This window comes from Nitrosospira multiformis, from assembly GCF_900111585.1.
Taxonomy (GTDB): domain Bacteria; phylum Pseudomonadota; class Gammaproteobacteria; order Burkholderiales; family Nitrosomonadaceae; genus Nitrosospira; species Nitrosospira multiformis_B.
The window spans coordinates 513037-525512 of record NZ_FOHI01000001.1; the positions used below are offsets into that span (position 1 = coordinate 513037).

Below are 12476 nucleotides of genomic sequence, written 5' to 3' on the forward strand. Positions count from 1 at the left end.
TACCGCTCATTTCTGCGTCGCTGGAAGGCGACGGTCAAGGGGAACCCGCTTCCCCTCAAGTATCTGTTTTAGCTAAAAAAGCATGGTTGGCATAGAAAATGCTTTAACGAGCTCAAGCTGATCATTTATTGGAAAAGATAGGGACTGAAACAACAAAAGAAATATTTGAGAGAGCGCTGCTCTGCAGGAACCCATTCAGTTTGTTAGTTTGTTTTGCGGCAATTCGATTTGCCCATGATGTCACAGAGAATTTCCTCAGCTAATTCCCTGAACCATTCCATTGCAGGCTACGGCGCGAGCCGCTAGCTCGACCGATATTCCGGCAGGAGTCTCAGAACTTCAGCTTCGGGCCAGCGCGCTGCATCTCAATCAGCAACCCCGGATTGGATAAGTATTGGCTTGCTTATTTCCAGATTTCTATGGAAAGGCGCAGGGCGCGTTATCAACGTACGACCTACAGATTTATTGCTGCTTTTTTTGAAACTTGATTTTTCACAATCAGAAAGGAGTCGAACGTGAACGCCAACAAGAGGGAAGAGCAGGCCGGTTTACCGGCCCGGCATGCCGAGAGGCTTATATCAACCATACGCGCAGGTGCTGTCTCATCCCGCTGCCGCTTTGCAGTGGCGATACTGGGAGCTTTCCTGGGATTGGCTCCGGCCATTTCCAGTGCAGAACCTCCGGAAGGCAGAGGACCTGGAGTGAACAAGCCGCTTGGCTGGGCGAAGGGTCGCATCCTGGTCATGCCACGGGCCGGATTGCCGGAAAAGGAACTGGCAAAGATTCTGGGTGAACATGGCGGCAAGGGCAGGAAGATCGGGCAGAGCGATCTGTACATCGTGGACTTGCCGGGTAATGCTTCCGAGAAAGCGGTGGCGGCAAGGCTGGCGCATCATCCGGCATTCAAGTTTGCCGAGATCGACCAGGAAGTCGAACCTGCGCTCGTTCCCAACGATCCCTACTATGGCAGCGCCTGGCATCTGCCCAAGATTGGCGCTCCGTCCGCCTGGGACAGTTCCCTGGGCAGCGGTGTGATCATCGCCATTCTGGATTCAGGAGTCGATAGCACCCATCCTGATCTGGCTACGGAACTGGTGCCGGGCTGGAATTTCTACGAGAACAACTCCAACACATCGGATGTCTACGGGCATGGAACCAAGGTTGCGGGTGCGGCGGCAGCGGCAGGCAATAATGCGCTGGGGGTAGCCTCGGTGGCGGCACGGGCGAAGATCATGCCGATCCGAGTAAGTGGCTCTGATGGGTATGCTACCTGGAGTGCGATTTCTCAAGGGCTTATCTATGCGGCAGACCGCGGGGTGCGCGTCGCCAATGCCAGCTTCCTCGGACTGACCGACAGTTCGAGCACCCGCAGCGCGGCGCAATACATGAAGAACAAAGGCGGTCTCGTCGTTGTCAGCGGTGGCAACACCGGCGTGCAGCAAAATTACGCAGCAACCACTAGCATGATTCCTGTCTCTGCCACTGACGGAAATGACGCACGGACCAGTTGGTCGAGCTATGGTAATTACATTGCTCTCGCGGCTCCCGGTGCAGGAATCTGGAGCACTACCAAGGGTGGCGGCTATGGCGCGGTTTCCGGCACGTCATTCTCAAGCCCGGTAACGGCTGGCGTGGTGGCGCTCATGATGGCGGCAAAGCCGACATTATCCAATACCCAGATCGAGAGTCTGCTGTATTCCACGGCAATGGATCTTGGAATGCCAGGGCGCGATCCTTACTATGGCTATGGACGAGTGAACGCTGCGCGTGCGGTGCAGGCTGCCGCCGGGACCGCGCTGGTAGCGGATACGCAGGCCCCGGCGGCTTCCATCACTTCCCCTGCGGGCGGATCAAGCGTGACGGGCCTGGTCGGCGTAAACGTGGCTGCAAGCGATAACGTCGGAGTGGCCCGTGTCGAATTACGGGTCAACAACACCACGGTTGCGGTCGACACCTCGGCGCCGTTCGCCTTCACATGGGATTCGAGGGGTGTGGCCAATGGCATGGCGAGCCTGGTTGCTTATGCATTCGATGCAGCCGGCAACTCCAAGGCTTCGACCGCCGTCTCGGTGAACGTGGCAAACGGAACGACAACGGTGACCAGGGATATTACCGTCCCACAGGTGAGGATCGTAAACCCGGTCGCGGGCAATGTCTCGGGCAGCAATGTGGCCATCAGCGTGAATGCAAGTGATGATAGCGGCGCTTCCGGAATCACCCATATGCTCTACATCGACGGTGCGCTCAAGGCTACCGGAAAAGGAAGTACGTTAGGATATAGCTGGAACACCCGTCCAAACAATGTTCGCGCGGGAGCACACACCATCCGGGCGGTCGCCAGAGATGCTGCGGGCAATACGGCGTCTGCTTCGGTAAATGTAATAGTGATCAAGTAACTGATAGAGGCAGTAACAAGGAGCATCCTATTACCCATTGACATGTCGTAAATTTTTACACTCAGTCCGGGAAGATGGAAGAAACTTCAGGTTTTTCATAGGCTTTCTCATTGGCATCTAACTTGCTTCGTATTAAGCGGGGGAGATAATTTCTTACTTGGGAGGGCATAACATGAACGGCATGAGGAAACTTAAGATCTGCGCCGGAGTTGCTTTGCTCGGCGTGTTTTTATCAGGAAATACATTCGCGACTCTTCAGTTAAGCCCAGGACTGGTAGGGGGCTCGGGAGATGTGGATAATGTGCTTTTTAATCAACCTGATCCAACTCTTGATCATGAAGTTATCGGACAGCTCAATCCGGCGCCTACAGGTGAGCTTGTCAGATTCACAAGTAACGAAGACATTTTTGCTCCGGCGGGAGGGCAGGCACGTATTGAAGCAGCTGATGGTTCATTTAACTTTATTGATTTCGGCTTGGTCGATCCCAATCTTGGATTCTCGAAAGTCCAGTTCAATATTGATGCTGCCACAGACGGTACTGCTGACATCTTTCTGTTGGATCAGTTCGGCACAACCTTCAGCTTCTTGAATCAGCCACTTAGTGGTTCCGGGGAGAACTTTTTCACTGGTTTTTCCCTGGATAACCAAGTAATGGTGAAAGTAACGATCGACAGTACTGTTCAAATGACAGGGATTTCTGATTTACAGCAAGTTCGTCTAGGACCTACCGAACTCGGCGGCCCGCCGCCGCAAGAGCTTCCGGAGCCGACCACACTTGCCCTTCTCGGGCTGGGTCTGCTGGGATTTGGTGTATCGCGCAGGCAGAGAAATAAGCTTGCTTAAAAAGATCCGGTGTTACAGTTAAAAAGCTCGCTTCGGCGAGCTTTTTTTTGGGGGTAACGCGGCCAGATAGATCAGAAGCTGGGATATTTCAGTGTTACCCCCCATTCCTGTCGATTTTTTTTACATCCATTCCGACCTACAGCCAGTTCGCACAGGACCTACCAAACTCAGCGGGCCACCGCCGCAAGAACTTCCGGAGCCGTCGACCCTTGCCCTTCTCGGGCTGGGTCTGCTGGGATGGGGTGTATCGCGCAGGCAGAGAGAAGCTTGCTTAATCAGCTTCGCTATTCCAGATAAAAAGCTCGCTTCGGCGAGCCTTTTTTGGGGTAACGGCAGAGACGGATTGGCGGTGGACCGGATCGGCGGTGGGATTTTGGTGTTATTACCACCCACTCTTGTCGATTTTTTTTACATCTATATTAGCTGTTCTGCTTGAGCATGTGCCAAATCAAGACCTTGCTAAGATAGTGAGTTATGGCATGAAAGTTGCTTTATTCCGGTGCGGTGGCAGAGAAGTAGAAGATAAGAAAACATAACTCAAACAAAAGGAAGAACCAATGAAACACAAAGTGTTATACACCGGAATCGCAGCGTTGTTTGCCGCCAGTTCCGCCTGGGCCGTGCCTGTTCTGCAGATCGGCGCACCGGCCCCTGCCGGCTCAGGGGAGGGAACTTATGCCGACTATCAAGGCGACACGAAAAATCCCACTGAAAAGGATACCGCAATAACCTCGGGCGACAAATTGTATGTGGGAGGCGTGTATGGGCCGAACACGCTGTTTCTGGGAGGACAATTCCTCGGCAATGGAACATATCCGACTGGTCCCGACTGGTCGCAGTTGACGGACGATCCTGTTCGTCCCACGGCATTCGATGGGCATGGCGCCATTCTCGTGGTCTCTGTTCCCGATGGTTCGCTTGCATCCGCGCTGAGTTCGCTTCAAATCAATAACCAGTTCGCCTTTTACTCGGATGCGGACAATTCCTACTTCGTAAATAATCATGCGCCGCTGGGGAGCTCTCCATCCACGATCTCTGACTTTCTTTTCTTTGACATTGGCAGCTTCGGAAATACGGGGAATGTTTCAGATTTTGTAACCGAATCCGGCTCGGCGTCAGGAGAGATCAAGGAATTGATTCTGAGCGGTTTTGGCACTCTTGCGTGGATTCATTTCGATGTCATGGCCCTCGAAACAGACTCGCAGGGGCAAACCCGGGTAAAGACTTCAGCGGATGGCAACCCCGGTTCCCATGACGTAACCTGGAAAGACGGTCCCCCTTCCCAGGAAATTCCCGAACCGGGGACACTCGCCCTTCTGGGCCTGGGTCTGCTGGGTTTCGGCGCCTCGCGCAGATACCAAAAGAAAAAGTAAGCATCAGCAGTGTTTTTCTCCAATGGCAAACCCGCTTCGGCGGGTTTGCCGCTTTGGAGATGAATAGAATAAGTGAAAGCATGGAGATGAGTGGGATTAACATTATCTTTTCTCCCAAAAATCTTCAAATCACTCCTCCCGTCGTTGCGTCAAAAATCGCGCTGGTTGCGAAATAAGCAAGAAGTTTGCTTTTGCAAGAATTGCAAATGTCGAAATTTCCTTGTGTTTAGATCAGCAGCATTTTTCACCCCCCAATAAAGCAGCGAACAGAATCATTTTTGTGCAGTTGCTTCACCCATAGACCCTATGGGTGGTTCAGATACCATAACACTGCAATTTTTAATCTGTAAAAGGCAAACCTCGCGAAAGCGGGGGACGCAAAGTCATCGGTCTACCGGGCAAAAGGCCCCAGGACGGCAGGACTGCCAGATAATGCCATTTTCTTGTCGATTCGTTGAATGACGAGAAGCTATTAGAGCGTGTTGGGTGGATCTTAATGCTCCGGCTCAGTGCGTTTTTCGACACCCGGCCTATCTAGGCGGTTCCGCCTCCCCCAAGAGGAGGAACTACGTGAACATCAATTATAAGGCGCTTGCAACTGGCTCAAGAGAACCAGCTTCGGAGCAGTTAGCTTCGGGCATTATTCAATCAAGCACTCGCAACTCGCAATCTATCCGCAAATCCTGGTACTCCGTTTTTGGGAGTGTACTGGGAGTTTTCCTGGGATTGGCTCCGGTCATTTCCAGTGCGGAGCCTCCGGAGGGCAGGGGACCTGGAGTGAACAAGCCGCTTGGCTGGGCGAAGGGTCGCATCCTGGTCATGCCACGGGCCGGATTGCCGGAAAAGGAACTGGCAAAGATTCTGGGTGAACATGGCGGCAAGGGCAGGAAGATCGGGCAGAGCGATCTGTACATCGTGGACTTGCCGGGTAATGCTTCCGAGAAAGCGGTGGCGGCAAGGCTGGCGCATCATCCGGCATTCAAGTTTGCCGAGATCGACCAGGAAGTCGAACCTGCGCTCGTTCCCAACGATCCCTACTATGGCAGCGCCTGGCATCTGCCCAAGATTGGCGCTCCGTCCGCCTGGGACAGTTCCCTGGGCAGCGGTGTGATCATCGCTATCCTGGATTCCGGGGTTGACCCAAATCACCCTGATCTCTCACCCCAGCTTGTTCCAGGCTGGAATTTCTACGAGAACAACTCCAACACATCGGACGTTTATGGACATGGAACCAAGGTTGCAGGATCAGCGGCAGCCATGGCAAACAATGCCCAGGGCGTTGCCGGTGTGGCGGCGCTGGCTAAAATAATGCCTGTCCGGGTGAGCGCGAGCAATGGGTATGCTACCTGGAGTGCGATTTCTCAAGGGCTTATCTATGCGGCAGACCGCGGGGTGCGCGTCGCCAATGCCAGCTTCCTCGGACTGACCGACAGTTCGAGCACCCGCAGCGCGGCGCAATACATGAAGGATAAAGGTGGTCTGGTTATCGTGAGTGGCGGAAATACGGGGGTGCTCCAGAATTATGCAGTAACGACATCGATGGTAGCTGTAGCCGCTACAGATTCGAACGACTTCAGAGCCAGTTGGTCGAGCTACGGAAACTACATCTCTCTTGCCGCACCGGGAGCTGGGATATGGACGACGACTATGGGGGGCAGCTATGGCGCGGTTTCCGGCACGTCGTTCTCAAGCCCGGTAACGGCTGGCGTGGTGGCGCTCATGATGGCGGCAAAGCCGGCATTACCCAACACCCAGATCGAAAGTCTGCTGTTTTCAACTGCCGTGGATCTGGGTACAACTGGGCGCGATCCTTACTATGGCTATGGACGGGTTGATGCTGCACGCGCGGTGCAGGCGGCGGCCTCAGCGGTGGTCGCCGGAGATACGCAAGCGCCGGTGGTTTCCATCACTTCCCCTGCTGGCGGATCAAGCGTGACCAGCTTGGTTGGCGTGAATGTGACAGCTACCGACAATGTCGGGGTGACGCGGGTGGAACTGAGAGTTAACAGCACCACGATTGCGGTCGACACCACGGCGCCGTTCGCCTTCACATGGGATTCGGCAGGCGTAGCCAACGGTATGGCGAGCCTGGTTGCTTATGCGTTCGATGCAGCCGGCAACTCCAAGGCTTCGACCGCCGTCTCGGTGAATGTGGCAAACGGAACGACCACGGTAATCAGGGATACCACTGCACCGCAGGTGAAGATAATCAATCCCGTGGGAGGCAATGTTTCGGGCAACAACGTGCCAATCAGCGTGAATGCAAGTGATGATAGCGGCGCTTCCGGAATCAACTATACGCTCTACATCGACGGCGTGCTCAAGGCTACCGGAAAGGGAAGTACGCTGGGTTACAACTGGAATATACGCAGCGTTGCAGCGGGCGCACATACTGTCCAGGTAGTCGCCAAGGACGCGGCGGGAAATAGCGCATCCTCATCCATCACCGTGACGGTAGTCAAGTAGCGGGAGCGGTAAGTCGTTCTTCTGGGTTGGCAAAGCCGGGCCAAAGGGAAGGAGGCCCGGCTTTATTTTATTTCACCGAGTGATGCTGTTGGCTTGCTGACGCAAGTAGCTTACTTTGAGGATGGCTAACCTAACTTTAGCCGTCATCGGCGGGCTGCTTCATAAAGCGGCATGACGACTGGCAGCAGCGACTCGATTTGCTGCACGCGGGTGGAATCAGCAGGGTGACTGCTCAGAAACTCGGGCAGTTGTCCTCCCGCATTGGCATTGATCATTTTTTGCCACAGTGTGACCCCGGCGCGGGGATTGTAACCGGCACGAGCCGACAATTCGAGCCCGATGCGATCCGCCTCGGCCTCATCCGTGCGACTGAAGTGGGTGGCGATGAACGCCTGATATCCGATACCGGCGATCTGGGCGGTAGTCTGGCTGAGACCAAACACTGCGGTTCCCACTCCCAGGGCCGTTTGGGCCGCAATAGCCTGCGACACCTGCTCGCGCGAGTGCTCGCGCAGGGCGTGGGCAATTTCATGCCCCATCACCACAGCAATTTCTTCATCTGTCAATTTGAGCTGATTGATCAGCCCGGAATAAAACATGATTTTTCCGCCAGGCATGCAAAAAGCATTAAGCTCATCGCTGTCAATTACATTGACTTCCCAGTTCCACCCGGGTGCGTCCTTTCGAAATATGCCTGTTTGCGGCTCGATGCGGCGAGCGATAGCGCGCACTCGTTGCAGCAGTTTTTCATTCGTGTTCAGGGCGCCTTTTTGGGTCGCTTCTGTTTTCAGCTGACTATAGCCTTGTGCCGCCGTTTGCTCCAGCTGTTCCGAGGATATGAGCAAAAGCTGGGAACGGTTTGCGCCAACCGCACCACCTGTCGTGGTGGTGGCGCAACCGGAAAGCATTGCCAACCAGGCACTGATCGATAGCGCGATGAGGAGCCTGAAGGTGGACAAGGTGGACATGATTTCTCCCGATAAAAGATAAGCAAGATAAGACAATCCGCCGCGATGGTTCCCGGGGTGGTTCGAGCGCAATTCAATCATTACGCCGGCGAACAAAAGCCAGACCGACGGCAGCAAGCCCGAGCAATGCAAGTGTTCCGGGCTCGGGAACCGTGCTGGAACGATAGTGGAGCGCCTCCACGGCATCCAGTGTATAGGCTTCTGGAAAGCCTTGAACGATGTTACCCGCGGCGGTGATTCGGAGGTAGCTGAACGCATCCAGCTGGAGGTTTGCAATGTCTATATCGTCAGTGCAAGGCTGCTGAAGAGAACATTCAAAATATGACAAGTCCCCGGCGGAGAAAAAGGCGTTCATGAAGTGTGTCCCATCCGCGCTTATTTCCAGGTTGAACCCGTCCTGGAAGCTGAACGTGTCGTACAACCGCAGATCCGCGCCGGGCCCATCCATCACCTCACCGCCGCTGAAGTGCAAAGTTATGGATCCGAGTGTTCCGACTGAGCCACCCAGTCCGAGCACCGCTCCATCCAAGGCCGTTACTGCACGGGCATCAAAAACGCCTTCGCCCGACAGGCCTGTATAAATGCCACCGCTATCGTCCTCCACCCCGTAGATGCTGCCAGGGAAACTACTGTCTCCGGGGGTAAAGCTGACTACCGTATCTGCAAAAGGGAGGGCGTGCAAAGCCGGGGCCGGCAGCCACAGCGCGATCGCAAATCCAAGCGAGAAAAAAGCTTTAGGTGCGGACATGTTCACGATGTTAACAAACGTTACTGAATTACCTCTGCCTTTTCCAGTATCGCATTTTCTACAGGTACATCCTGATGGCCGCTGCGTGTACCCGTTTTAACTTTTTCGATCTTGTCCACTACATCCATGCCTTCTACCACCTTGCCGAACACACAGTAGCCATAGCCTTGCGCTGTGGGGGACGTGTAATTCAGAAAATCGTTATCCTTGACATTGATGAAAAATTGACCGGTTGCTGAATGAGGATCAGAGGTGCGCGCCATGGCAATCGTATATTTATCGTTCTTGAGGCCGTTGCCTGCTTCATTTGCAATCGGGGCGCGAGTTTTTTTCTGGATCATGCCCGGTTCGAAACCGCCTCCCTGAATCATGAACCCGTCAATCACGCGGTGAAATATCGTGTTGTCATAATGTCCGCTATTTACATAGTCTATAAAATTCTGGACAGTTACCGGTGCTTTTTCGTGATCGAGTTCGAGCATGATGTCGCCGTAGTTCGTGTGCAGTCTGATCATATCAATCCCTGTTTTGTGGGTGGGTGGGAGAGGCGAGAGACGGGTTTGCAATAAGTCTCACTTCCTCGATTACTATGGTTTCCTTCGGTACATCGGTTGGAAATGGTCCGCCGGAACCGGTGGGAACAGCGGCGATCCTGTTGACCACGTCCATTCCCTCGATGACCTTGCCGAATACGGTATAGCCATAACCGCGCGGAGTAGGCGAGGTGTGATTGAGAAATGTGTTATTGGCTACATTGATAAAAAACTGTGCGGTGGCGGAGTGAGGGTCCGTGGTACGCGCCATTGCAACTGTTCCAATCTCATTCTTGAGGCCGTTTCCCGCCTCATTCTCAACAGGTGGCCTGGTGGATTTCTGCTTGAAAGTCTTGTCGAATCCGCCACCTTGGATCATGAATCCCGGGATAACACGGTGGAATATGGTGCCGGTGTAGTGCCCATCCTTCACATAGTGCAAAAAATTGTCGACGGTTTTTGGCGCCTTGTCGGGATAGAGCTCCAGTACCACTTTACCAAGACTGGTTTTTATTTCAACTTGCGGGTGGCTTGTGGGGGAATTCGCGGCAAGAGCGGTGAGGCTGAAAGAGAGCGCAAAGGCTGAGAAAACTTTGAAAATATGCATTAGCTTGGCCGTAATAATAAGAGTGATAAGGGTGGAAGAATTATCCGTTCATGTACCTGCCGGTTCCTGCCCGACTATCCTCGAACGGCATGTGGTGAAGAAAGGACAGGCAGCGATGATTTCCTGATTATGCCGCACTTTCGTAAATGATCTTCCAGGATCCGCTTTTATCTTCTTTCATCCAGTACTGGCGTTTTTTCATTTTATTGGAAAGATCATTGCTGGAATATTCTTCATCGAAGTTGATTACCGCCAGATCGTCCCTTCCAGGATAAAGAAAAATGCCCACATTGCTGATACCGACTTTGGGCGGGTTTTTTTCCGCATCCCCCTGCCGTTTGTCTCGCATCCATTCCGTCAGCTTCTGCTCCCCATTGGAAAAATCGTTTCCGTAAATGGCGACATAATCATCCATATTTCCGCTTTCCCAGCTTCGCCGCCATCTCTCCAGGTGCTGGGCCAGTTTTCTACGCAGCGCGGCGGCATCGTGGGGTTTGACCCATTCCATCTGATCGCTGATGATGACGGATGTAATGCCGACCTGAAGTGTTGACGCCAATGCATTCAGGTCGTCATTTGCAAGTACTACGCAGCCATCGCTCGCTCGGGGCGGACGACTGTAGGTATCCGGAGGTGTGCCGTGCAGCCAGATGCCATAACCGCTGCGCCCGTGCCTTTTATCCCATTCGTTCGGGTAGTTGATGGGGAACGCCATGCCCCCATAAAAATCCGACAGTCTTTGACGCGGCAGGTTGTCAGTGACGAAGTAGACGCCTATTGGTGTTTTTTTATCCCCCTCCTTCAGCTTTTGAGAACCGTTCTTGCCTGTACTGATGTAATAGTCCGCCAGATAACGCGGGCTCCCATCGACATTCTTATAGAGATATAACCGCGATCTGCCTGTGTCGGCAATGATTGCGTATTTCTGCTCAGGCGGCATTTGCAGCAGATACTTGGGGGTCATGTCGAGCGGTATCGGTGCCAGGTGGCGCTGAAGCCGTGCTCTTGCTTCCTCGCGTAAATCGTCGATAGGCTGCTGTATTGCCGTGCCAGTTTCGCCAATGGTGTGGATGGGACGGGCGCGTGCCAGCAGCAGGTCACCCTTGATCAGATGAGCAAGCCGGAAATTCGGATTAGTCTTGAGTAGTTGCTCGATCCCGTTTAATGCGGAATCCATGCGGCTTTCGGAGATTTCCTGGAGACTCTTGACGAGCATCGATTCTGGTCCGGTCGTGGAGGCAGTGGATAGGACCAAGGCTTCCTCGGCCAGCGCGGCGGTAATCCAGAGCGAAAGCACTGCTCCGGTTATCCCGGCAAGCGTGATTATCAACCGCTGGGTGCATCGGGCAGATGGGGTTTGCACATTCATTTCCCGGAGCGCTCCTGCCGGATCTGCCACTTCCCATCCGTTTTAACCATCTCAAGTGTTTTGGACGAATCGTGTTTGAATGCGTCGGAGTGATAGAGTTGCCTGAAGCTTATCCTCGCGCGTGCTGGATTGATTAAAGTTACCTTGGGGTGAGTGATTTCCACTTGGATGGATTTTGGCTTGATGATGCGGTCACGCCGTGTTCTTTCCCACGCTGTACGCTTGACGCCACGAGGGGTTTGAAAGTCACTCGCGTAGAATGCGAAGTATGCCGCCATGTTCTTGTCGGACCATGCCTTGGCCCATGCATTGACAGTTTTGATGATTTCGTCGGATTCATCCGGAACAGCGGTTTTCTTTTCCGGTGAATGTGTTTCAACCGCCGCTATCTTTCCCGGTGCTGATTTTTCCACCTTTTCAGTTTTTTTTTCTGCTAATTTTTGCGGTGCTTTGCCGGGTGCGGCGTGGACGGAAGCAAGCGGGGTTGCGGGAGCAGCAGAAGGGGCAGCAGATGACGCCATGGGAGCAACGGATCGGGGGGGAGATGGCATAGTGGCGGCAGCGGAGCGGGTCGCGGCTGAAGCAGGGGGGGCCGGCGCAGTGGTGGCCGCGGATGCAGTTCTTATCGCGCCAGATTTGCCGATGAATAAATCCTTGATCATCGCAAGCTTGGTCTGAGCCGCCGCGTTGCTCTGGTCCAGTTGCAAGGCCTTGCCGTAAGCCTCGCTGGCCAGTTTTGCATAGATATCGCCCAGGTTCTCGTGCGCAATCGAGTAGCTGGGGTGAGTGCGTATGGCTGCCTCCAGCGCCCCCCTCGCCTTTTCATACAGGCCCTGGCTGGCATAGAGTACCGCCAGGTTATTATACGGCTCGGGCAGATTGGGGTAATCTTCCGACAGTGAAGAAAAGACCTTGATTGCATCAGGGATTTTCTGCTGCTCGGTCAGTATCAACCCCTTGTGAAACCGCATCTGCGGATCCTTGGGCTTGAGGGCGAGGTACGCATCTGCCTGTTCCAGTGCCTTGTCCAGATTGCCCTGCTGGTAGAGTTTGGCAACCTCGTCGTTTTCATCAGCAAACGCAACCGGACAAACAGCGAACAGCACGACCAAGGCAATGCGCGCACTCGCCCGGCGAAAATCCAGCGTTTTCATTGTGCTATACTTCTCCGT

The 12476-nt window shown here is 53.9% G+C and carries 10 protein-coding genes, 1 pseudogene and 1 riboswitch; of the genes and pseudogenes, 5 read left to right on the plus strand and 6 right to left on the minus strand.

Features of this window, described 5'->3' with window-relative positions; genetic code table 11:
• Positions 1-515 precede the first annotated feature (515 nt).
• The 5 genes and pseudogenes from BMW46_RS02475 (at position 516) to BMW46_RS02495 (ending at position 7079) form a co-directional block, all read left to right on the plus strand.
• The gene (locus BMW46_RS02475) at positions 516-2396 is read left to right on the plus strand and encodes a S8 family serine peptidase (RefSeq protein WP_081355633.1); all 1881 of its coding nucleotides are present in this window, start codon (positions 516-518) and stop codon (positions 2394-2396) included.
• 172 nt (positions 2397-2568) lie between these two features.
• On the plus strand, positions 2569-3240 hold the full coding sequence (locus BMW46_RS02480; RefSeq protein WP_074704153.1) for a PEP-CTERM sorting domain-containing protein: 672 nt from the start codon (positions 2569-2571) through the stop codon (positions 3238-3240).
• A 172-nt stretch (positions 3241-3412) separates the two neighbouring features.
• Positions 3413-3502, plus strand: a pseudogene (locus BMW46_RS16025) (PEP-CTERM sorting domain-containing protein); the annotation flags it as partial.
• A gap of 295 nt (positions 3503-3797) precedes the next feature.
• Positions 3798-4613 (plus strand): choice-of-anchor N protein, encoded by an 816-nt coding sequence (locus BMW46_RS15700; RefSeq protein ID WP_074704156.1) that lies wholly within the window; start codon positions 3798-3800, stop codon positions 4611-4613.
• Positions 4614-4955: 342 nt separating this feature from the next.
• Positions 4956-5043, plus strand: a riboswitch (cyclic di-GMP riboswitch).
• A gap of 140 nt (positions 5044-5183) precedes the next feature.
• Positions 5184-7079 (plus strand): S8 family serine peptidase, encoded by a 1896-nt coding sequence (locus BMW46_RS02495; RefSeq protein ID WP_074704158.1) that lies wholly within the window; start codon positions 5184-5186, stop codon positions 7077-7079.
• Between the two features lie 143 nt (positions 7080-7222).
• Here the strand turns inward: BMW46_RS02495 and BMW46_RS02500 are convergent, their stop codons facing one another.
• The 6 genes from BMW46_RS02500 to BMW46_RS02525 form a co-directional block, all read right to left on the minus strand.
• The gene (locus BMW46_RS02500; protein WP_074704588.1) at positions 7223-8047 is read right to left on the minus strand and encodes a M48 family metallopeptidase; all 825 of its coding nucleotides are present in this window, start codon (positions 8045-8047) and stop codon (positions 7223-7225) included.
• A gap of 73 nt (positions 8048-8120) precedes the next feature.
• A complete protein-coding gene (locus BMW46_RS02505) occupies positions 8121-8795 on the minus strand; it encodes a PEP-CTERM sorting domain-containing protein (protein ID WP_074704159.1) in 675 nt (224 codons plus the stop codon).
• Between the two features lie 20 nt (positions 8796-8815).
• A complete protein-coding gene (locus BMW46_RS02510; RefSeq protein WP_074704161.1) occupies positions 8816-9310 on the minus strand; it encodes a peptidylprolyl isomerase in 495 nt (164 codons plus the stop codon).
• 1 nt (position 9311) lies between these two features.
• Positions 9312-9935, minus strand: coding sequence for a peptidylprolyl isomerase (locus tag BMW46_RS02515; protein WP_074704163.1), 624 nt, complete (start codon positions 9933-9935; stop codon positions 9312-9314).
• 127 nt (positions 9936-10062) lie between these two features.
• Complete coding sequence (locus BMW46_RS02520) at positions 10063-11304, minus strand: L,D-transpeptidase family protein (protein WP_074704165.1); 1242 nt, start codon at positions 11302-11304, stop codon at positions 10063-10065.
• Positions 11301-12458 carry a nuclear transport factor 2 family protein gene (locus BMW46_RS02525; RefSeq protein WP_074704167.1) on the minus strand — a complete coding sequence of 386 codons (1158 nt, stop codon included), beginning with the start codon at positions 12456-12458 and terminating at the stop codon, positions 11301-11303. Before BMW46_RS02525 ends, BMW46_RS02520 begins: the two co-directional genes overlap by 4 nt.
• Between the last annotated feature and the right edge of the window lie 18 nt (positions 12459-12476).